The organism is Kaistia adipata DSM 17808, assembly GCF_000423225.1.
Lineage (GTDB): Bacteria > Pseudomonadota > Alphaproteobacteria > Rhizobiales > Kaistiaceae > Kaistia > Kaistia adipata.
In genome coordinates this window covers 529,159-548,353 of sequence record NZ_AUHO01000006.1, presented here as the reverse complement: position 1 = coordinate 548,353, position 19,195 = coordinate 529,159, and the positions used below count along the sequence as shown (strand labels likewise).

Sequence of the window (19,195 nt, the reverse complement as noted above, 5' to 3'; positions counted from 1 at the left end):
GTCCCGGCGCCGCATCGGCCGCGCGGCCCTTGCGGCGACGCGCGTTCTTGAACTCTTCCGGCGTGCTCGGTATGGAGCGGGACGATCCTCTGCCCGACCGCGGCCATCGCCGCGCGGAGCGGGGACGGGTGCGCAGCTAGAAATCGGAGAGCCGAACGGTGCAAGGGCCCGAAAGCCAGGGAAAATCGACCTATTTCAAGGCTCCGGTCCTGGCCGTTGCGCCGATGCTCGACTGGACGGATCGGCATTGTCGGACCTTCCATCGGGAGCTGAGCCGGCACGCCTTGCTCTATAGCGAGATGGTCGTCGCCGAGGCGGTGATCCATGGCGACCGGCAGCGCCTGCTCGGCTTCGATCCGTTCGAGCAGCCGGTGGCGCTGCAGATCGGCGGCTCCGATCCGGCCAAGGTGGCGATCGCCGCGCGGGCTGGCGCCGAGTTCGGCTATGACGAGATCAACCTGAATGTCGGCTGTCCCTCGGACCGCGTGCAGTCCGGCACCTTCGGCGCCTGCCTGATGCGCGAGCCGCAGCGCGTCGCGGACTGCGTCGCCGCGATGAAGGACGCGGTGTCGATCCCGGTCACGGTGAAGTGCCGCATCGGCGTCGATGACCAGGATCCCGAAATCGCGCTCGACGAACTGGCCGACGCGGTCGTCGCAGCCGGCGTCGACGCGCTCTGGGTGCATGCGCGCAAGGCCTGGCTGCAGGGCCTGTCGCCGAAGGAGAACCGCGATATCCCGCCGCTCGACTATGACCGGGTCTACCGGCTGAAGGCGCGGCTGCCGGATCTCTTCATCGGCATCAATGGCGGCATCAAGTCGCTCGACGAGGCGGAAGCGCACCTCGCCCAAGTCGACGGCGTCATGATCGGCCGCGCCGCCTATCAGGAGCCGGAGATGCTCGCCGCCGTCGACCGGCGCGTCTATGGCGTCGCCGCACCCGAGCGGGAGCCGCGCGAGATCATCGAGGCCATGCTGCCCTATATCGAGGCGCAGCTGGCGGCGGGAACGCCGCTCAACCACATCGCCCGCCACATGCTCGGCCTCTATCACGGTCGCCCCGGGGCGCGGCGCTTCCGCCAGATCCTCACGGTGGAGGGTGCGGCGCGCGGCGCGGGTATCGAGGTCTTCCACCGGGCGCTCGCCAGCGTCGAGGAGATCGCGGCGTCGGTCGCCGCCGCCTGAGGCGCAAAGGTCCTTTGTCGGTCTGCGCCTTTATCGGCGCCGGCCGCATCGCTATGGATAAGGCTCCAGCGTCGCTGGCCGACCGCCCGCCTGCAATGAGAGTTCCCCTGACATGACGATCCGCGGTTTCACGATCGACGGCTTCCTGATTGCGCTCGTTCTCGTGGTCCTCGCCGCGATCGCCCTGCCGGGCCCCGGCGCCACCGGGGGCATCCTGCACATGGACGCCATCGCCACCTATGGCGTGGCGGTGATCTTCTTCCTCTACGGCCTGACGCTGGCGCCGGAACGCATGCATGCCGGCATCCGCCACTGGCGGGTCCACGTCGCCGTGCAGCTCTGCACCTTCGTGCTGTTCCCGATCGTCGTGCTGGTGCTCGGAACGCCGTTCAAGAGCTTCATCCCGAGCGAGGTCTGGATCGGCTTCTTCTATCTCGCGGCTCTGCCCTCGACGGTCTCGTCGTCGGTGGCGATGACGTCGCTCGCCCATGGCAACGTGCCGGTCGCGATCTTCAACGCCACGCTGTCGAGCCTGATCGGCGTGTTCGCGACGCCGCTGCTGATGGCCTGGTTCCTGTCATCCTCCGGCGTCGGCATGCCGCTGCTGCCGGTGATCGGCAAGATCGTGCTCCTGGTTCTGCTGCCGATCATCGTCGGCCAGATCGCGCGCCACTGGCTCTATGCCTGGGCCGCGCGCCACATCAGGGCGATCCGCCTCGCCGATCGCGCCATCATCCTGGCGATCGTCTACAACTCCTTCGCCGATTCCATCATGGAAGGAGTCTGGGCCGGGCACGATGTCAGCATCATCGTCTCGATCGTCGTCGGCACCATCGTGCTGTTCTTCATCATCTACTGGCTGATGATGATCCCGTGCCGGCTGATGGGGCTGAACCGCGCCGATACCATCGCCTGCCTGTTCTGCGCCTCGAAGAAGTCGCTGGCGACCGGCGTGCCGCTCGCGAAGCTGATGTTCGGCGCGTCGCCGGCGCTCGGCCTGATCATCGCGCCGATCATGCTCTACCACTTCTTCCAGCTGGTGATCGTCAGTGTCATCGCCAATCGCGAGGGCCGGCGCGCCGTGGCGGAGGGCCGCTAGCCGGGCTCAGGCGAGGGCGGCGTCGCGCTCCTGGCGGCGCGCCTTCAGCTCGGCCATGACGGCGCTGCGCTCGTCCGCCGTCATGCGCGACCAGTTGCTGATCTCGTCCAGCGTCCGGCCGCAGCCCTCGCAGAGCTCCGTTTCGGCATCGATCACGCAGATGCTGATGCAGGGCGTGATCATGCCGAGGCGACGATCGCCATCAGGAAGGTGACGAGCGCGATCTGCTGCGCGGCGCCGAGCGTATCGCCGGTCTGGCCGGCGATCTGCCAGGCGCAGGCGAGCTGGAAGGCATAGCTCGCGAGCCCTGCCACGATCAGCGCGACCACGGCATCGAAGAAGCCGGTTCCGAGGCTGCCCGCGATCAGCGCCGCGATGACGGCGATGCCGATCGCCGTCCAGCGCGTCTCGCTGCTGGGGCGGCCGGTCTCGCTGGCGAGACCCTCGAAGCGCGCCGGCGGCAGCGCCGTCCAGAGCTGCACCATCGCCGCGCGGCTGACGATCTCGGCGGCGATCAGCGCCATGGCGACCGGCATGGCGCCATAGGGCAGCAGGGCGGCGATCAGGCTGGCGCGGAGCAGCAGCGACAGGATCAGCGCGATGCCGCCGAACGTGCCGATCCGGCTGTCGCGCATGATTTCGAGCTTGCGGGTCGCCGTCGCGCCGCCGCCGAAGCCGTCAGCGGTATCGGCCAGGCCGTCCTCGTGCAGGGCGCCGGTCAGCGCGATCGTCGCCGTGAGCGACAGGATGGCGGCCGCGAGCGGCGGCAGGTTCAGCCCGGAGGCGATCAGCGCGACGATGGCGCCGACGATTCCGACGAGCAGCCCGACCAGCGGGAAAGTGCGCGCCGCCACTCGAAAATCCGGGCGGTGCCGGGGATCGACGCCGAGCCAGGCGGCGGGCAGGCGCGTCAGGAACGCCGTCGACGCGGCCAGCTCGGATGCGGATGTGCGGAACATGGTACGGACCTGCTCGTCAGTCATGTGAATCGCCCCGTTCGGCGGAACGCCGCACCGACTCACCGTCATCCGTGCTTTGCGGTGGGGCGGCAGGAGGGTTATAGATCGCCGCGCCCCGGCCGCAAAGCGCGGCGCGTCCACCCACCCCGCAGCAATCCGAGATACCCCATGGCCCGCTCCGCTACCGGACTTCCCTTCGACGACATTCGCGCCCTCTTCGAGCAGTTGCCGGCGCACGACGAAGCGGCGGTCCTGGCGATCCGGGCGCGCGACGCGGAGCTGACCAAGCCGGCCGGTTCGCTCGGCCGCCTCGAGGAACTGGCGGAATGGCTCGGCGCCTGGCAGGGCCGGGCCCGGCCCGCCATCACCCGACCGCTGGTCGCGATCTTCGCCGGCAATCACGGCGTCGCCGCGCGCGGCGTTTCCGCCTATCCGGCCAGCGTGACGCAGCAGATGGTCGAGAATTTCGCCGCCGGCGGCGCGGCGATCAACCAGATCTGCATCACCTATGACCTCGGCCTCAAGGTGTTCGACCTCGCGCTCGACATCCCGACCGGCGATATCACGGTCGAACCGGCGCTCGACGAGGCCGGTTGCGCCGCCACCATGGCCTTCGGCATGGAGGCGACCGCCGGCGGCATCGACCTGCTCGCGATCGGCGAGATGGGCATCGCCAACACGACGATCGCCGGCGCAGTCGCGGCCGGACTGTTCGGCGGCACGGGGCGCGACTGGGTCGGCCCGGGCACCGGCGTCGACGAAGCCGGGCTGGCGCGCAAGGCCGAGGCGATCGACGCGGCGCTGGCGCTGCACGCCGCCCATCTCCAGGATCCGCTCGAAGTGCTGCGTCGCCTCGGCGGTCGCGAACTGGCCGCGATGGCCGGCGCGATCCTCGCGGCCCGCATGAGCCGCATTCCCGTGATCGTCGACGGCTATGTCGCGACGGCGGCGGCGGCGGTTCTCTACAAGATCGATCCGGGCGCACTCGACCATTGTCAGTTTGGCCATGTCTCGGCCGAGCCACCGCATGCGCGCCTGCTCGAGGCCATGGGCAAGAAGCCGCTGCTCGATCTCGGCATGCGTCTCGGCGAGGGCACCGGTGCGGCGATGGCGGCAGGTTTGATCAAGGCGGCGGCGGAGATCCACACCGGCATGGCGACTTTCGCCCAGGCCGGCGTCGCGACGAAGGACGCCTAACGCGTCGTTCAGCCCGTCGAGCGCAGCGGCACGACCTCCGCGCCCGACGTGGCAGCCGGCTCGGCGATGATCGGGCTCACGATGCGGATATCCGCGCGCGGCAAAGCGACGGCGCGCGGCTCCATCACCCGCTCGCGCGGGAAGCACAGCGTCGCCTCGGTGCCGCGCCCCACGGTCGAGCACAGTTCAAAGGCGGCGGCGTGCAGCCGGGCAATGGCCTTGACGATGGCGAGACCCATGCCGCTGCCCTGTTCCGCCCGGCGGATGCTGCTTTCGTTCGCCTCGAAGGCGGAGATCAGGCCGCGCAATTCGTCGGCTGGGATGCCCCGGCCGCTGTCGCGCACCGAGACATACTGACCGCCGCCCGCCGTCCAGCCGACGAGGATCTCGACCTCGCCACCCGGCTGGGTGAACTTGATGGCGTTGGAGAGCAGGTTGATCACCGCCTGGCGTGTCGCGCGCGCGTCGGCCAACAGCGGCGGCAGGTCGGGTTCGGCGGCGAGGGTCAGCTGCAAGGCACGGCTCTCGGCACGGGAGCGGACAAAGGCCTCGCAATCCTGCGCCAGCCGGGTCAGCTGCACCGGCTCCTCGCGCAGCTCGTATCGCCCCGCCTCGAAGCCCGACAGCTCCAGGATTTCGGTGACGAGTGACAGCAGGTGGCCGCCGCTCGCATGGATGTCGCTGGCATAGTCGCGATAGGTGCGGTTGCCCATCGGGCCGAGCACTTCGTCCTTCATCACCTCGGAGAAGCCGAGGATGGCGTTGAGCGGCGTGCGGAGCTCGTGGTTCATCGTCGCCAGGAAGCGGGAGCGGGCGAGGTTGGCCTCTTCCGCCGCGCGCAACGCCTTCGTCGTCTTCGCCCGGGCGGCGTCGAGATCGGTCGTCAGCCGGTCGTTGGTCCGGTCGGACGAAAGCAGCGCGCGTCGGGTGGCGTGAAGGCGCGAGGCGTGGGCGAGGCAGCCGATGCCGCTGGCAAGACAAAGCGCGGCGAGCGCCAGGTCGACGGGCGCGCCGCGCATGGCGAACAGCGTGACCGCCGTCAGGGTGATCGGCGCTCCGGCGGCGAACGACGCCGCAGGCAGGCTCGCGGCGCGGGAGGTGCCATAGGCGGCGGCGACCAGCGCGATGGCGAGCAGGGGGATCGCGGGATCGACATTGGCGCGAGTGGCGAGGAGCCCCAGCAGGATGGCCCAGGCCAGCCCGCAGGCGGCCTCCAGCGCGACGAGCCCGATCCGCGCCGGCGGCGCCGAAGCGGTGGATGTGGCGGCCATTGCGCAGAGGGCGGCGAGGCCGCCATGCAGGAGAAGGGCAGGCGCGATCCAGAGGGCGACCAGCAGCGGCGGCATGACGAACGTCGCGGCGATGCCGGCCGAGAGCAGCATGGCCACCGTGACGGCGATGCCGCGCAGCCGGGTGCGGGCATAGTCCTGGAGGAGTGCCGCTTCGAGTGCGGCGCTTCCCGACGTCGCCGTCAGTGCCTTGAGGCCGCGAACGCCATCGGCTGCCGCAGGGCGCTGCTCGGCGCCGGCATCGGACATCGCTCTCGACTGGTCGTCGCCCACCGGGACGTCTAGGCTCTGCATGTCGCGGCTTCCGTGAGGAAGTACAGGAGTTCCCGGGAAACTTGCGGTTCGAATGCTTAATGCCGACTTGAGCGATATGGTTAAGTCGCAGCTAAATCTGCCGGAAGACGGCCTCGACGCTCTGTTCGCGGAGATCCGGGATTGCCGGGTCTGCGTCGACCGCCCTATCGGCAAGCCGCTTCCCCATGCGCCGCGTCCGGTGATCCGTGGCGCCGCGACCGCACGGATCCTCATTGCCGGCCAGGCGCCGGGCACGCGTGTGCATGCATCCGGCAAGCCCTTCACCGACCCTTCCGGCGATCGCCTTCGGAGTTGGATGGGGATCGACGAGGATACGTTCTATGACGAGGCGCGGATCGCGATCGTGCCGATGGGGTTCTGCTTTCCGGGTCTCGATGCCAAGGGCGGCGACCTGCCGCCGCGCCGCGAATGCGCGCCTCTATGGCGGGCGCGGGTGATGGCCGAATTGCCGGCGGTGCGCCTGGTCCTGGCGGTCGGTCTCTATGCGCAGAACTGGCATCTCGGCGGGAAAGCCCGATCGGGGCTGACGGAGACAGTTTCGAACTGGCGCGCGATCCTCGACGGCGGCAACACGCCCGCCGTCATCCCGTTGCCGCATCCGTCGTGGCGGAACTCCGGTTGGCTCAAGCGCACTCCGTGGTTCGAGGCGGAGCTGCTGCCAGTGCTGCGGGCGCGCGTGGCGGCCGAATTGGCCGGTCCGATTGACAAAACGACCCGAGTTGATCATTCATCTTCAGAATAATTTTCTCAATCGAGTGTCTCCTGATGTCGTCGTTGGAAAATGATGCCCCAGGCGGATGGGTTCCAAAGTAGAGGTTTCCCGAATGATCGACCGGCTCGACCGAAAAATTCTGCAGATCCTGCAGGAAGACGCCACCATCCCCGTCGCCGAGATCGGGCGGCGAGTCGGCCTGTCGACGACGCCGTGCTGGCGGCGCATCCAGAAGCTCGAGGAAGACGGCGTCATCACCAAGCGCGTCGCTGTGCTCGACCCGAAGAAGGTCAACGCCAAGGTGACGGTGTTCGTCTCGATCACCACCAGCCAGCACAATGAGGAATGGCTGAAGCGCTTCGCCGAGGTGATCCGGGATGTGCCGGAAGTGGTCGAGTTCTACCGCATGAGCGGGCAGGTCGATTACCTGCTGCGTGTCGTGGTGCCGGATATCGAGGCCTATGACCTGTTCTACAAGCGGCTGATCTCGCGCATCGACATCGCCGACGTGTCGTCGGCCTTCGCGATGGAGCAGATCAAGTACGCGACGGCGCTGCCGCTCAACTACATCCCGCTGGAAAAGGACAAGGGCATGGCCTGAGGCCTTCGTCCCGCGATCCCGAGAGATGAGAACACCCGGCCTTGCGCCGGGTGTTTAGCTTTCAGGCGTGCCGGAGATGGCGCGTCAGGTAGTGCTCGAGCTTGTCCCAGACCCGCCGGATCGTCTCGACGACGATCAGGTAGAGCACGGCGGCCCACAGATAGACCTGGAAGTCGAAGGTGCGCGAATAGGCGAGGCGGGTGACGCCCATCAGGTCGAACACCGTCACGATGGCCGCGACCGACGAGCCCTTGATCATCAGGATGACCTCGTTGCCGAGCGGGCGCAGCGCGATGAGCAACGCCTGCGGCACGATGATCTTGCGGAAGATCTGCCGCGAATTGAGGCCCAGCGACATCGCCGCCTCGCTCTGGCCGATCGGCACGGCGCGGATGGCCCCGCGAAGGATTTCAGCCTGATAGGCGGCGGTGTTCAACGTGAAGGTGAGCACGCAGCAGAAGAAGGCGTCGCGAAACAGCCACCAGAGCCCGACCGCTTCCAGCTGCGGCCGGAACTGGCCGGCGCCGTAGTAGACCAGGAAGGTCTGCGCCAGCAGCGGCGTGCCGCGGAAGAAATACATGTAGCCGAACGAGATGCCGCGCAGGATGCGGCTGCGGCTCATCCGCGCCAGCGCGACGGGCCAGGCCAAAAGCGCGCCGAGCGTGATCGAGATGACGACCAGCTGCAGCGTGACGACGAGCCCCTGCAGCATGCGCGGGCCGTAGGTGGCGAGCGCGTCCCAGTTCATGACGCTCTCCTGACGCCGCGATTGGCCCAGCGCTCGATCGCCACGATGCCGATCGACGACACCATCGACAGCACGAGGTAGATCAGGCAGGCGACGCCGAAGAACAGGAACGGCTCCTTGGTGACGCGGACGGCGATCTGCGTCTTGCGCAGGAGGTCCTCGAGCGCGATCACCGAAACGAGCGCCGTGTCCTTCAGCAGGATCAGCCAGAGATTGGCGAGGCCGGGCAGGGCGAGGCGCACGAGCTGCGGCACGATGACGAGGCGCAGCGTTGCCCATGGCCGCAGCCCGAGCGCATAGGCGGCTTCGTACTGGCCGCGGGTGATGTTGTTGAAGGCGCCGAGGAAGACCTCCGACGCATAGGCGGAAAACACGACGCCGAGCGCCACCATGCCGGCGACGAAGCCGTTGATCTCGACCGGCGCGTCGCTGAACAGGCTGACGAACTTCTGCAGGACGATCTGGCCGCCGAAATAGACGATGAAGATGGTCAGGAGCTCGGGCAGGCCGCGAAAGATCGTCGTGTAGGCATTGCCGAAGGCGCGCCACCAACGATTCCGGCTGCGCTTGGCGAGTGCCATCAGCAGGCCGAGCAACAGTCCGAAGGGCAGCGTCGCGAGGGCGAGGCGGATGGTGAGCCACGTGCCGGCAAGCAGCTGGTTGCCCCAACCATTGGGCCCGAAACTAAGCAACTCTAGCAGGTGCACGCGGCCCGTCCCCCAAGGGTGCAGCGAAAGGTGCGCCGCCGCCGGGCCTCAACGAGGCCCGGCGGGGCGTATGGTTCAATCCTTCCAGATCGAGAAGGGGAAGTACTTGGCGTTGATCTTGTCGTAGGTGCCGTCGGCCTTGATCGCGACGATCGCTTCCGAGATCTGGTCGCGCAGGTCGGTGTCGGACTGGCGCACGCCGGCGCCGACGCCATCGGTCGGCAGGTCGGTGCCGACGAACTCGAAATTGCCGCCGTCCGCCGTCTTCAGCCAGTCGAGGCCGGGCAGCTTGTCGACGAAGAGCATGTCGATTCGGCCGGCGACCAGGTCGAGATTGACCTCATCCTGGGTCGGATAGAGCTTGATGTCGGAATCCTTGTACTTCTGCTCGAGCTCGGCCGCCTGGACGGTCGAGGACTGCGCGCCGATCGTCTTGCCCTTCAGGGCCTCGGGCGACGTGTCCTTGATGCCGGCGCTCTTCGGCGCGATGAAGGAGGAGGGCGACTGGTAGTAGGGGCGCGAGAAGTCGATGACCTTCTTGCGTTCGTCCGTGATCGACATGGACGAGATGATGGTATCGAACTTGCCCGCCTGAAGCGCCGGGATCAGCCCGTCCCAGTCCTGCACGGCGAAGGTGCATTCCGCCTTCATCTTCTCGCAGATCGCCTTGGCGATATCGACGTCGAAGCCGCCGAGCTGGTTGTCGGCGCCGACGAAGTTGAACGGCGGGAAGGCGCCTTCGACGGCGACGCGGATGTTCTTCCATTCCTTGGCCTGAACGGCGCCGGTGACGGCCATCAGGGCCAGGGCTGCGATGGCAGCCTGCTTGACGATGCGCATGTGCATTCCCTCTGAGGTACGCTTTTCTACTGCGTCCGGTTTGCCCGCCAGAGGCGAGCGTCCGTCCTCAGGGTATATCCCACCATTTGAGGGCGGGCCGCAACTCCCGGCAGTTCCGCCCTAGGCCGGCGACAGCCAGCGGGCGGCCCGCTCGAGTTCGGCCGGCGTATTGGCGTTGAGGAACGGGTCCGGGCGATCGGGCGCGAAGTCGAAACCGACCACGGCGTAGCCGCTCGCCGCCAGGAAGGCGCGCACGCCCTGGCTCTTCGCGGTCCGGCGCCACTCGGCCAGCGTATCGGCAAGGGTCACCGGCCATAGGCCGAATACGGGGTGGTCGCGATCGCCTGACGCCGCGATGGCGATCAGCGGCTGTCCGGCTCGGCCGGCTTCGAGGCGCGCCACCAGATCGCGCGGCAGGAAGGGCGAATCGATCGGAACGGTGGCGACAAAGGCGGGTTGGTCCGGAAGCGTCGCGGCCCAGCGCATGCCGGCCAGGATACCGCCGAGGGGGCCGGTGTCCGGCTCGTCGTCGGCGAGCACGGGGAGGGCGTAGGGCGCGAAGCGGGCGGGATCGCCATTGGCATTGATGGCAAGCGGCGCTACCTGCGGTGCGAAGCGCTCGATCACATGTTCGATCAACGGCTTCTCGCCCAGTCGCGCGAAGGCCTTTTCTCGGCCCATGCGGAGCGAATTGCCTCCCGCCAGAATGACACCTGCGACGCTCATCGGCTCCATTTCCGGTTGAGGAGCATGAAGGCTCCGCCCGCGATCAGGCCCCAGAATGCCGCACCGATGCCCAGGAAGGAAAGTCCGGAAGCGGCGGTCACGAAGGTCACCATGGCCGCATCCCGATGGGCGGGCACGGCGGTGGCGCCGGCCAGCGCGCCGCCGAAGGCGCCGAGCAGGGCCAGCCCCGTCGCCGCCTGGATCAGGACCGGCGGGGCAACGGCGATGAGCGCGGCGGCGAGGGTGGCGCCGAGGCCGAGCACGAAATAGGCCGGCCCGGTCGTGAACGACGCGATCCAGCGCCGCGACGGGTCGGGATGGGCGTCCGGTCCGGCGCACATCGCGGCGGTGATCGCGGCGAAGTTGAGCGTGTGGCCGCCGAAGGGCGCGACGAGGATGCTGCCGATCCCGGTCGAGACGAACACGGTCGCTACCGGCGGCTCGTAGCCGTTCGCCTTCATGACGGCGATGCCGGGCAGGTTCTGCGACGCCATGGTGACGATGAACAGCGGGATCGCCAGCGACACGAGGCCCTGCAGCGTGAACACAGGCCAGACGAAGGTGATGTCTGGCGTCATGTGGTCGATCGACCATCCGGTGGCCGGCGCCGTCCAGATGATCATCGCGACGGCGGTCACGACGGCCGCCGGCACGGCCCAGATCTTCTGGATGCGGCCGACGATGGCCCAGGCGAGGATGACGGGGATCGCGAGCGTCGGCTCGAGGGCGACCGCCTTGGCCGGGGCGAGGCAGAGGCCGAGCAGGATGCCGGCGAGCATGGCGCTCGCCAGCACGGGCGGGATGGCCGAGACCAGGCGGCCGAACGGCTTGAACAGGCCGGCCGCGATGATTAGCGCGCCGGCCATCGCGAAGGCGCCGACCGCGGCCGGGAAGCCGCCCTCGATTATGCCGGTGGCGGCGAAGAGCACGGAGCCCGGCGTCGACCAGGCGATGGCGATGGGAATGCGGTAGCGCCAGCTGAGCAGAAGGGACAACAGCCCCTGGCCGAAGCAGATGGCGAGCAGGCCGGAGGCTGCCTGCGTCGGCGTCGCGCCGACGGCGATGAAGCCCTGCAGCACGACCGTGAAGACGCCGGCGAAGCCCACGAACGCCGCGACGATGCCGGCGATGATCGGTTGTGTCAGCCCGACGGAGCGCCCGGGCTGTCCGTCCGTGTCGTAGTCGCTCGCGCGCGGCGCCGTTCGCATGTCCATCGCACTGGCCCTGATTGCAATCGCTTTCGAGATTGTTAGATTGGATCCAATCGACAGGCAAGGCAGGATTGCGGCGGGCCTGTCGCGATCTGGGCGGCGGAGGGAAGGCCATGTCAGGACTCTTGGACGTGATCCAGTCGGCCGGGACGCGCTACCGGACAGCGACCGAGTTCGTCGAGGCGACGTTGCGCGAGGCGATCCTTTCCGGCGCCATCGCGCCAGGCACGCCATTGCGGCAGGAAGAACTGGCGACAAGCTTCAAGGTGAGCCGCATGCCGATCCGCGAGGCCTTGCGTCAGCTCGAGGCGCAGGCGCTCGTCGATTTCGAGCCGCATCGCGGCGCCGTGGTCGTCCAGATCACCCTGCTCGACGCGATGGACAACTACGCGATCCGCGCGGCGCTGGAGCCGCAGGCGCTGCGTCTGTCGATCCCCAACCTCACGGCTGAGGATTTCGAGATCGCCGAGGACCTGATCGCCGAGATCGACCATGAGCAGGATCCCGGCCGTATGGGGGAGCTCAACCGCCGCTTCCACATGACGCTCTACGCGCAAGCGGGCCTGCCACGGCTGATCGCGCTGACGGAGCAGCATCTTGCCTCCGCCGATCGCTATCTGCGCTTCCATCTCGCCGCCGTCGGCGGCGACATGGGGCAGGACGAGCATCGCGAGATGCTGGCGGCCTGCCGGATCGGCGACGTCGAACGCGCCGTCGCGACGCTCGCGCGGCATCATGGCCGGGCGAGCGAGGCGATGCAGGCCTTCTTTCGGGCGCGCGACGTCTCGCGGGACTAGGGCCACCGCCGGCTTCCTTCCGAGGCCTCGGTTCCTGCGTGGACGACGAGGTCTGCCGGGCCCCTTTCGGAACCGCCCCGCCATCCGTGACGGTCCTTGATTGCCACGCGCTGCCATGTGGAGACGGGCCGGGCCGAGCAAGCTCTGTCGTGTAACGGATTCGTGTCAATCCGTGTCGAGGCGGCATTTGAGCGTTCTGCCTGGCGTCTGTATGTTGCCCTCTTTGCATATCGGCGGCCGTATACTCCCCGCCTTGGTTTCTGGGAGCTGACCTGTCGACCCAGTGAAAGAAATACCGCTTCGGAAGCATCTGATCTTTTTGGAGATTTGTGATGATATCGGCGCGATACCTTTCCCTTTTGATGTTGTCCTCCGGGCTCTGTATCACGGGCGCCAATGCGCAGACGATTACCGGCACGCCGGGATCGCCGACTGCGACGCAAACGATCGACGGGCGTTACATCCCGGCGCCGCCTCTGCCCTTCGGCGGCGTCATCAATCTCGACGCCGCGAGTTCGAAACCGTTCTGGCCTCCGACGATCGTCCCGCCGGCGGGCGCGCCCAACATCCTGCTGATCATGACGGATGATGCCGGTTACGGCGTCTCCGGCACCTTTGGCGGTGTCATCCCGACACCCGCGCTCGACCGGGTCGCCCAGGCGGGGCTCCGCTACACGCAGTTCCATTCGACCGCGCTCTGTTCGCCGACCCGCGCCGCCCTGATCACCGGCCGCAACCACCATTCGGTCGGCTTCGGCGTCGTCACCGAGCAGTCGACCGGCTTTCCCGGCTATGATTCCGTCATCGGGCCGGAAAACGCGACGATCGGGGAGATCCTGAAGGAGAACGGCTACAAGACCTCGTGGTTCGGCAAGGAGCACAACACACCGAGCTTCCAGTACAGCCTGTCCGGGCCCTTCGACCAATGGCCAGTCGGCATGGGTTTCGAGTATTTCTATGGCTTCATGGGCGGCGAGACCAACCAGTGGACGCCCTATCTGTTCCAGAACACGACCCAGGTTTTCCCCTGGATCGGCAAGCCTGGCTATAATCTGACGACGGATCTCGCCGACAACGCGATCGACTATCTCCGGCAGACCAACGCCGCGGCGCCGGACAAGCCGTTCTTCCTGTATTTCGTTCCCGGCGGCACGCATGCGCCACATCAGCCGACGCCGGAATGGATTGCGAAGTTCAAGGGCAAGTTCGACGGCGGCTGGAACGCCATGCGCGACGAGATCTTCGCCAACCAGAAGCGGCTCGGCGTCATTCCGGCGAACACCGCCCTGACGCCGTGGCCGGACGACCTGCCGAAATGGGAGACGCTGTCCGCCGACGAGAAGAAGATGTTCGCTCGGCAGGCGGAGGTCTATGCCGGCTATGTCGCGTATACGGACCACGAGATCGGTCGGGTGATCCAGGAGGTCGAGGATCAGGGCAAGCTCGACAACACGCTGATCATCTATATCGAGGGCGACAACGGCACGAGTGCCGAGGGGACGACGCTCGGCACCCCGTTCGACCTCGCCGCCCTGCAGGGCATCGAGGTTCCGGTCAAGGAACAGCTGAAGTTCTATGACGCGTGGGGTTCCGACCAGACGTCGCCGCACATGTCGGTCGCCTGGTCCTGGGCCTTCGATACGCCGTTCAAGTGGACCAAGCAGGTCGCCTCGCATTTCGGCGGGACGCGGCAGGGCATGGCGATGGCCTGGCCCGCCCGCATCCGCGACGCCGGCGGCGTCCGCAGCCAGTTCCATCACATGATCGACATCGTGCCGACGATCCTGGAGGCGACCGGGATCCCGGCGCCGGTCGCCGTCAACGGCATCGCCCAGCGCCCGATCGAGGGCGTCAGCATGAGCTACACCTGGGGCAAGGCCAGCAAGGACGCGCCTTCGGCCCGCACCACCCAGTATTTCGAGATGTTCGGCAACCGGGCGATCTATCACGACGGCTGGATCGCCTCGACGACGCCGCCCCAGCCGCCCTGGCTGGTCGGGCTCGCCCAGATGCCGGATGTGATCGACGGCTATCAATGGGAACTCTACAACCTCGCCGATGATTTTTCGCAGAACAACGACGTCGCCGCGAAGAACCCCGAGAAGCTGCGGCAGATGAAGGAACTGTTCCTGGTCGAGGCGGCCAAGTACAACGTCTTCCCGCTCGACAACTCGATTATCCAGCGCGCGGTGGCTCCGCGCCCGAGTGCCACTGCCGGCCGGAACAGCTTCAGCTATTCCGGTCGGGTTGCCGGCACACCGGCCAGCGCCGCGCCGGATCTGCTGGCCAAGTCCTACACCATCTCGGCCGAGGTCGAAATACCGCAGGGCGGCGCCGAGGGCATGCTGGCGACGATGGGAGGACGCTTCGGCGGCTATGGCCTCTATCTGGTGAAGGGCAAGCCGGTCTTCCTCTACAATCTGCTGGCGCTCGAGCGCTTCCGCTGGGCCGGTGAAGACGCCCTCGCGCCCGGCAAGCACACGGTCGTCTTCGACTTCACCTATAACGGTCCCGGGCCCGGCAAGGGTGGCACGGGCGTGCTGAAGGTCGATGACAAGGAGGTCGCCCGGCAGGTGATCCCGCACTCGACGCCCTTCCTGATGACGATCGACGAGACCTTCGACGTCGGCGTCGACACGCGCAGTGGCGTCGACGACAGCGACTACCAGCTGCCATTCGCCTTCACCGGCAAGCTGGACAGCATCACCTTCAAGCTCGGCCCCACCCAGCTCGGGGCTGCCGACCAGGCGCGGGCCAGGACCCAGTTGGCGCGGACGCAGCAATAGGGCCCGACAAGCGAGCTTGCGCGCCGCGTCCGGCTCGGATGGCGACGTGCGCGTCAGGCGAGATATTTGTTGAACCAGTCGATCGTGCGTCGCCACGCGAGTTCGGCCGCAGCCTTGTCGTATCGGGGCGTCGTGTCGTTGTGGAAGCCGTGATTGGCGCCCGGATAGATATAGGCCTCGTAGATCTTGCCGTTCGCCTTCAACGCCGCCTCAAAGGCCGGCCAGCCCTCGTTGATGCGGGTGTCGAGCTCGCCATAGTGGAGCAGGATCGGCGCCTGGATCTTCGGCACGTCCTCGATCCTGGCCTGGCGGCCGTAGAACGACACCGCGGCGCCGAGATCCGGAAAGGCGACGGCGGCCGCGTTGGCGACGCCGCCGCCATAGCAGAAGCCGACAATGCCGACCCTGCCGGTGGTGGCGTCGCTCTTCATCAGGAATTCGACCGCGGCGAAGAAGTCGTTCATCAGCTTCTCGGGATCGACCTGCTGCTGCAGTTCGCGGCCCTTGTCGTCATTGCCCGGATAGCCGCCCTTCGAGGTGAGGCCGTCCGGGGCCAGCGCGATGAAGCCGGCCTTGGCGACCCGGCGCGCGACATCCTCGATATAGGGGTTGAGCCCACGGTTCTCGTGCACGACGACGACGGCCGGCAGCTTGCCCTCTGCCTTGGCGGGACGGACATAATAGGCGCGTACTTCGCCGTGTCCGTCGGGCGAAGGGTAGGTGATGTATTCGGCGACGATGTCGTGATCGTCGGTCGCGACCTGGTTGGCCAGCGCATAATCGGGGCTCATGCTCGACAGGATCGCGGCGGCGGTGACGCCGCCGATGGCGAATTTCGCGGCGCGGTCGAGGAACTCACGTTTCGTGATCTTGCCATGCGCGTAATAGTCGTAGAGCTCGAGCAGCTCCTGCGGGAAGTCCTTGGCGGTCAGGCGGGTCATGGGAGGCCTCTCTGCTGGATGTGGCAGGATGATCGGTCACCATGGAAAGGATGATAGCAACTGACCGTTCCGTGTCGACCGCCCGGTCGCGGATCGCGCTCGATCGAGCGCGAGATCCGCGCGTGTGGCTCCGAAACTTTACAAATTCTTATAATCGTGTGAAGTTAGGCGATCTCATGAAGAAGGCCGCCGCCGTGTCCCATTTGCGCTTCGCCACTCGCCTGAACTCGTTTGCCTCGCGCGCCGAGGCCGAATGGCCGGGGCAGAAGGGCAAGCCGAGCGTGCTGCAGATGGCGGCGCGCGCTGCGCGGGTGGATGGCCTGACCGACCTCGATCTCAACTATCCCGATCACGTCGGCGAGGATCCGCGCGAACTGGCGCGGAAGCTCGGCGACCTTGGGCTTTCGATCAATGGCTTCGCCATGCGCTACTACACCAATCCGGCATTCAAGCTGGGGGCCTTTACCCATCCGGACGAAGCCGTGCGCCGCGAGGCGATCGATCTGACCAAGCGCGGCATCGACGCCGCCCGCGCCGCCGGCTCGAATCTGATGACCATCTGGCTCGGCCAGGACGGTTTCGATTACGCATTCCAGGCGGACTATGACCGCCTCTGGGATCATGAAGTTTCCGGGATCCGTGAAGTTTGCGCGCATGACCCCGATTGTTTGATCAGCATCGAATACAAGCCCAACGAGCCCCGCGCGTTCAGCCTGATGCCGGATTGCGCCACGACGCTGCTCGCCATCAAGGAGGCTGGCGCGCCCAATCTCGGCGTCACGCTGGATTTCGCCCATGTGCTCTACGCCGACGAGCAGCCGGCCTTCGCGGCGGCGCTGATCGCCCGCCACAGCCGCCTGCTCGGGGTGCATTTGAACGACGGCTATGCCAAGCGCGACGACGGATTGATGGTCGGCGCGGTGCATTCGGTGCAGACAATCGAGCTGCTGCGCCAGATCCGGCGCGACGGCTATGACGGCGCCATCTATTTCGACACCTTCCCGGACATGACCGGCCTCGACCCCGTGCAGGAATGCGAGGTCAACATCCGCACCGTGAAGCGCATGCTCGACGTCGTCGACCGGCTCGATCGCGACAACCGCCTCGGCGGCGCGATTGAGCGCCAGGACGCAGTCGCGGCGCAGGCGATCCTGCAGGAAGCCATGCTCGCACCGGGCGCTTGAGGGGGGGCGACCGCCATGCATCCGGACGATTCCGATCCGCGCTCGGTCGGCCCGCGCATCCGCATGATGATGCCGCTGCTGACCCCGCGCGAGGCCCATGTCGTCGAGGCCATCCTCGGCATGCATGATTTCGATGCATCGACGCCGCTGAAGACGATCGCCGAGGCGACGGACGTCTCCGAGGCCATGGTCGTCAAGATCACCAAGAAGCTCGGCTTCGACGGCTATCGCGGCTTTCGCGCGGCGCTTGCCGAATATAACCGCCTGCCGGCCGCCGGCATGCATCAGGATCTCTCGCCCGACGACACCTCTCGCGACATCGTCCAGAAGGTGTTTCGCACGTCGATCCACGCCTTGGAGGAGACGCTGGCGATCCTCGATCTCGCCGCCTTCGACCGGGCGGTCGACGCCATCCACGGCGCGCGCCAGAGGGACCTCTACGGCGTCGGCGGTTCGGCCCAGATCGCGCGCGACGTCGGCCACAAGTTCCTGCGCATCGGCGTGCGCGCCAGCGTGTTCGACGATGCGCACATGATGCTGATGTCGGCGTCGCTTCTCGGGCCGGGAGACGTCGCGATCGGCTTCTCGCATTCCGGCAACACGACGGCGGTGGTCGAGGCGATCGAGCGTGCGGGCCGCAACGGCGCCCGGACGCTGGCGATCACCAATTACGGCCGATCGCCGCTGGCGCGGCAGGCCGAGATCGTCCTCTGCTCGACGGCGCAGGGATCGCCCCTGATGGGCGAGAACGCGGCGGCGCGCATCGCCCAGCTCAACATCCTCGATGCCATCTTCGTCGCGGTGGCGCAGCGCGACTATGCCCGCGCCGAACGGAACCTCGAAAAGACGATGCACGCCGTCGCGGCGAAGCGGAAGGACAGATCCCCATGAGCGAAGCCTCGCCCACCGTCATCGTCTTCGGCAGCCTGCACTACGACATCGTCGTCGAGGACGCGGCGCGCCCGCGCAAGGGCGAGACGGTTACGGGCAAGGCCTGGTGGCCGAAATGCGGCGGCAAGGGCGGCAATCAGGCCGTCGCGGTCGCGGAGGCCGGCGTCCTGAGCGCGATGATCGGTGCCGTCGCGGATGACGATTTCGGCCGGACCCTGCTCGCCAATCTCGACGCGAATGCCGTCGACCGCCGCCATGTCCGCGTCGCCCCTGGACGCGGCACGGGCATGAGCGTCGCGCTGTTCGACGGCGATGGCGATTATGGCGCGGTGATCGTCTCCGGCGCCAATCTGACGCTCGACGCCGACGACATCGCCGCCGCCGCGGATCTCTTCGCCGTGTCGCGCGTGCTGGTGCTGCAGAACGAGGTGCCCGACGCCGCCAACGCAGCCGCCGCTTCCGCCATGCGCGCTGCCGGCGGCCGGGTGATCCTGAACGCCGCGCCGGCCCGCATTCCGTCGCCCGAACTGGCGGCGAAGGTCGACGTCCTCGTCGTCAACGCGATCGAGGCGGAGCTTCTGGCCGGGGTTCCCGTCGTGGAGGGGCTGGACGGGGCGCTCGCGGCCGCGCGCATCCTGGCGCAGACCTATCCTGCAGCCATCGTCACGGCGGGTGGTGCCGGCGTCGCCTGTGCGACCGCCTCCGGCGAACTCAGCCGGATCGAAGCGATCCCCGTGAAGCTCGTCAGCACCCACGGCGCGGGCGACGCCTTCATCGGCATGCTGGCGGCCAGCCTCGCGCGCGGCGCGACCTTGCGCGAGGCGCTCGAGCGGGCCAACCGGTCCGCGGCGGAGTTCGTCAGCCGCCCACGCGCGGGGACGACGCCTGGCTAGCGCGTGTCGGCGCGTCCCGGAGTCGCTTGTGGATCCTCTCCGGGCATTCTATCTGGACAGGCCTCCTGCGCTGACCCGCGGAGGCGCGCCGCCGTCATCGGCCGCGCGGGAGTTG

Annotated in this window: 19 protein-coding genes; 10 read left to right on the top strand and 9 right to left on the bottom strand. The window is 67.5% G+C overall.

The window, feature by feature from the left end; genetic code table 11:
- Positions 1-158 precede the first annotated feature (158 nt).
- Together dusA and G539_RS0102855 are read left to right on the top strand one after the other, a co-directional pair.
- Complete coding sequence (gene dusA / locus G539_RS0102860; protein ID WP_029073857.1) at positions 159-1,184, top strand: tRNA dihydrouridine(20/20a) synthase DusA; 1,026 nt, start codon at positions 159-161, stop codon at positions 1,182-1,184.
- Between the two features lie 112 nt (positions 1,185-1,296).
- Complete coding sequence (locus tag G539_RS0102855) at positions 1,297-2,283, top strand: bile acid:sodium symporter family protein (protein WP_029073856.1); 987 nt, start codon at positions 1,297-1,299, stop codon at positions 2,281-2,283.
- Positions 2,284-2,289: 6 nt separating this feature from the next.
- On the opposite strand, the gene G539_RS23505 is transcribed toward G539_RS0102855, so the two are convergent.
- Entirely contained in the window at positions 2,290-2,466 is a 177-nt protein-coding gene (locus tag G539_RS23505) for a DUF1289 domain-containing protein (RefSeq protein ID WP_035829896.1), read from the bottom strand.
- Positions 2,463-3,266, bottom strand: a complete 804-nt coding sequence (gene cobS, locus G539_RS0102845) for an adenosylcobinamide-GDP ribazoletransferase (protein WP_051231040.1) — start codon at positions 3,264-3,266, stop codon at positions 2,463-2,465. The genes G539_RS23505 and cobS overlap by 4 nt, the downstream gene beginning before the upstream one ends.
- A 144-nt stretch (positions 3,267-3,410) precedes the next feature.
- Between cobS and cobT the strand changes: the two genes are divergently transcribed.
- Positions 3,411-4,439: a nicotinate-nucleotide--dimethylbenzimidazole phosphoribosyltransferase gene (gene cobT, locus G539_RS0102840; RefSeq protein ID WP_029073854.1), complete on the top strand. Its 1,029-nt coding sequence runs from the start codon at positions 3,411-3,413 to the stop codon at positions 4,437-4,439.
- Between the two features lie 8 nt (positions 4,440-4,447).
- Here the strand turns inward: cobT and G539_RS23500 are convergent, their stop codons facing one another.
- Positions 4,448-6,022, bottom strand: a complete 1,575-nt coding sequence (locus G539_RS23500) for a sensor histidine kinase (RefSeq protein ID WP_156911758.1) — start codon at positions 6,020-6,022, stop codon at positions 4,448-4,450.
- Between the two features lie 52 nt (positions 6,023-6,074).
- On the opposite strand from G539_RS23500, the gene G539_RS23495 reads away from it, so the two are divergent.
- Together G539_RS23495 and G539_RS0102825 are read left to right on the top strand one after the other, a co-directional pair.
- The gene (locus G539_RS23495; RefSeq protein ID WP_084639749.1) at positions 6,075-6,785 is read left to right on the top strand and encodes a uracil-DNA glycosylase family protein; all 711 of its coding nucleotides are present in this window, start codon (positions 6,075-6,077) and stop codon (positions 6,783-6,785) included.
- A gap of 85 nt (positions 6,786-6,870) precedes the next feature.
- Positions 6,871-7,356, top strand: a complete 486-nt coding sequence (locus tag G539_RS0102825; protein ID WP_210162787.1) for an Lrp/AsnC family transcriptional regulator — start codon at positions 6,871-6,873, stop codon at positions 7,354-7,356.
- 61 nt (positions 7,357-7,417) lie between these two features.
- Here G539_RS0102825 and G539_RS0102820 read toward each other — a convergent pair whose 3' ends face one another.
- The 5 genes from G539_RS0102820 to G539_RS0102800 form a co-directional block, all read right to left on the bottom strand.
- On the bottom strand, positions 7,418-8,104 hold the full coding sequence (locus G539_RS0102820; RefSeq protein ID WP_029073852.1) for an ABC transporter permease: 687 nt from the start codon (positions 8,102-8,104) through the stop codon (positions 7,418-7,420).
- Positions 8,101-8,811 carry an ABC transporter permease gene (locus G539_RS0102815; RefSeq protein ID WP_035829893.1) on the bottom strand — a complete coding sequence of 237 codons (711 nt, stop codon included), beginning with the start codon at positions 8,809-8,811 and terminating at the stop codon, positions 8,101-8,103. The genes G539_RS0102820 and G539_RS0102815 overlap by 4 nt, the downstream gene beginning before the upstream one ends.
- Before the next feature lie 75 nt (positions 8,812-8,886).
- Positions 8,887-9,651 carry an ABC transporter substrate-binding protein gene (locus G539_RS0102810; protein WP_029073850.1) on the bottom strand — a complete coding sequence of 255 codons (765 nt, stop codon included), beginning with the start codon at positions 9,649-9,651 and terminating at the stop codon, positions 8,887-8,889.
- A 120-nt stretch (positions 9,652-9,771) separates the two neighbouring features.
- Positions 9,772-10,377: a molybdenum cofactor guanylyltransferase MobA gene (mobA, locus tag G539_RS0102805; protein WP_051231105.1), complete on the bottom strand. Its 606-nt coding sequence runs from the start codon at positions 10,375-10,377 to the stop codon at positions 9,772-9,774.
- Complete coding sequence (locus tag G539_RS0102800; RefSeq protein ID WP_029073848.1) at positions 10,374-11,591, bottom strand: benzoate/H(+) symporter BenE family transporter; 1,218 nt, start codon at positions 11,589-11,591, stop codon at positions 10,374-10,376. Before G539_RS0102800 ends, mobA begins: the two co-directional genes overlap by 4 nt.
- A gap of 110 nt (positions 11,592-11,701) precedes the next feature.
- Here G539_RS0102800 and G539_RS0102795 point away from each other — a divergent pair, with 110 nt between their 5' ends.
- Both G539_RS0102795 and G539_RS0102790 read left to right on the top strand, forming a co-directional pair.
- Entirely contained in the window at positions 11,702-12,385 is a 684-nt protein-coding gene (locus G539_RS0102795; RefSeq protein WP_029073847.1) for a GntR family transcriptional regulator, read from the top strand.
- Between the two features lie 332 nt (positions 12,386-12,717).
- Positions 12,718-15,171 carry an arylsulfatase gene (locus G539_RS0102790; protein ID WP_029073846.1) on the top strand — a complete coding sequence of 818 codons (2,454 nt, stop codon included), beginning with the start codon at positions 12,718-12,720 and terminating at the stop codon, positions 15,169-15,171.
- A gap of 53 nt (positions 15,172-15,224) precedes the next feature.
- On the opposite strand, the gene yghX is transcribed toward G539_RS0102790, so the two are convergent.
- Entirely contained in the window at positions 15,225-16,112 is an 888-nt protein-coding gene (gene yghX / locus G539_RS0102785) for a YghX family hydrolase (protein WP_029073845.1), read from the bottom strand.
- A gap of 176 nt (positions 16,113-16,288) precedes the next feature.
- Here yghX and G539_RS0102780 point away from each other — a divergent pair, with 176 nt between their 5' ends.
- From G539_RS0102780 to G539_RS0102770, 3 genes are read left to right on the top strand one after another with little or no spacing between them, the layout of a single operon-like run.
- Positions 16,289-17,296 (top strand): TIM barrel protein, encoded by a 1,008-nt coding sequence (locus G539_RS0102780; RefSeq protein WP_210162777.1) that lies wholly within the window; start codon positions 16,289-16,291, stop codon positions 17,294-17,296.
- Positions 17,297-17,311: 15 nt separating this feature from the next.
- Entirely contained in the window at positions 17,312-18,187 is an 876-nt protein-coding gene (locus G539_RS0102775) for a MurR/RpiR family transcriptional regulator (RefSeq protein ID WP_029073843.1), read from the top strand.
- Positions 18,184-19,080 carry a ribokinase gene (locus G539_RS0102770; RefSeq protein ID WP_029073842.1) on the top strand — a complete coding sequence of 299 codons (897 nt, stop codon included), beginning with the start codon at positions 18,184-18,186 and terminating at the stop codon, positions 19,078-19,080. Before G539_RS0102775 ends, G539_RS0102770 begins: the two co-directional genes overlap by 4 nt.
- Positions 19,081-19,195: the final 115 nt, after the last annotated feature.

Excerpts from the sequence above, each read along its gene's own strand:
- mobA (WP_051231105.1), bottom strand. The coding sequence starts at position 10,377 with ATGAGCGTCGCAGGTGTCATTCTGGCGGGAGGCAATTCGCTCCGCATG.
- G539_RS0102810 (WP_029073850.1), bottom strand. The coding sequence starts at position 9,651 with ATGCGCATCGTCAAGCAGGCTGCCATCGCAGCCCTGGCCCTGATGGCC.
- G539_RS0102770 (WP_029073842.1), top strand. The coding sequence starts at position 18,184 with ATGAGCGAAGCCTCGCCCACCGTCATCGTCTTCGGCAGCCTGCACTAC.
- cobS (WP_051231040.1), bottom strand. The coding sequence starts at position 3,266 with ATGACTGACGAGCAGGTCCGTACCATGTTCCGCACATCCGCATCCGAG.
- G539_RS0102775 (WP_029073843.1), top strand. The coding sequence starts at position 17,312 with ATGCATCCGGACGATTCCGATCCGCGCTCGGTCGGCCCGCGCATCCGC.
- G539_RS0102790 (WP_029073846.1), top strand. The coding sequence starts at position 12,718 with ATGATATCGGCGCGATACCTTTCCCTTTTGATGTTGTCCTCCGGGCTC.
- G539_RS23500 (WP_156911758.1), bottom strand. The coding sequence starts at position 6,022 with ATGCAGAGCCTAGACGTCCCGGTGGGCGACGACCAGTCGAGAGCGATG.
- G539_RS0102800 (WP_029073848.1), bottom strand. The coding sequence starts at position 11,591 with ATGGACATGCGAACGGCGCCGCGCGCGAGCGACTACGACACGGACGGA.
- G539_RS23495 (WP_084639749.1), top strand. The coding sequence starts at position 6,075 with ATGCTTAATGCCGACTTGAGCGATATGGTTAAGTCGCAGCTAAATCTG.
- G539_RS0102795 (WP_029073847.1), top strand. The coding sequence starts at position 11,702 with ATGTCAGGACTCTTGGACGTGATCCAGTCGGCCGGGACGCGCTACCGG.
- cobT (WP_029073854.1), top strand. The coding sequence starts at position 3,411 with ATGGCCCGCTCCGCTACCGGACTTCCCTTCGACGACATTCGCGCCCTC.
- G539_RS23505 (WP_035829896.1), bottom strand. The coding sequence starts at position 2,466 with ATGATCACGCCCTGCATCAGCATCTGCGTGATCGATGCCGAAACGGAG.
- yghX (WP_029073845.1), bottom strand. The coding sequence starts at position 16,112 with ATGACCCGCCTGACCGCCAAGGACTTCCCGCAGGAGCTGCTCGAGCTC.
- G539_RS0102780 (WP_210162777.1), top strand. The coding sequence starts at position 16,289 with ATGAAGAAGGCCGCCGCCGTGTCCCATTTGCGCTTCGCCACTCGCCTG.
- G539_RS0102855 (WP_029073856.1), top strand. The coding sequence starts at position 1,297 with ATGACGATCCGCGGTTTCACGATCGACGGCTTCCTGATTGCGCTCGTT.
- G539_RS0102820 (WP_029073852.1), bottom strand. The coding sequence starts at position 8,104 with ATGAACTGGGACGCGCTCGCCACCTACGGCCCGCGCATGCTGCAGGGG.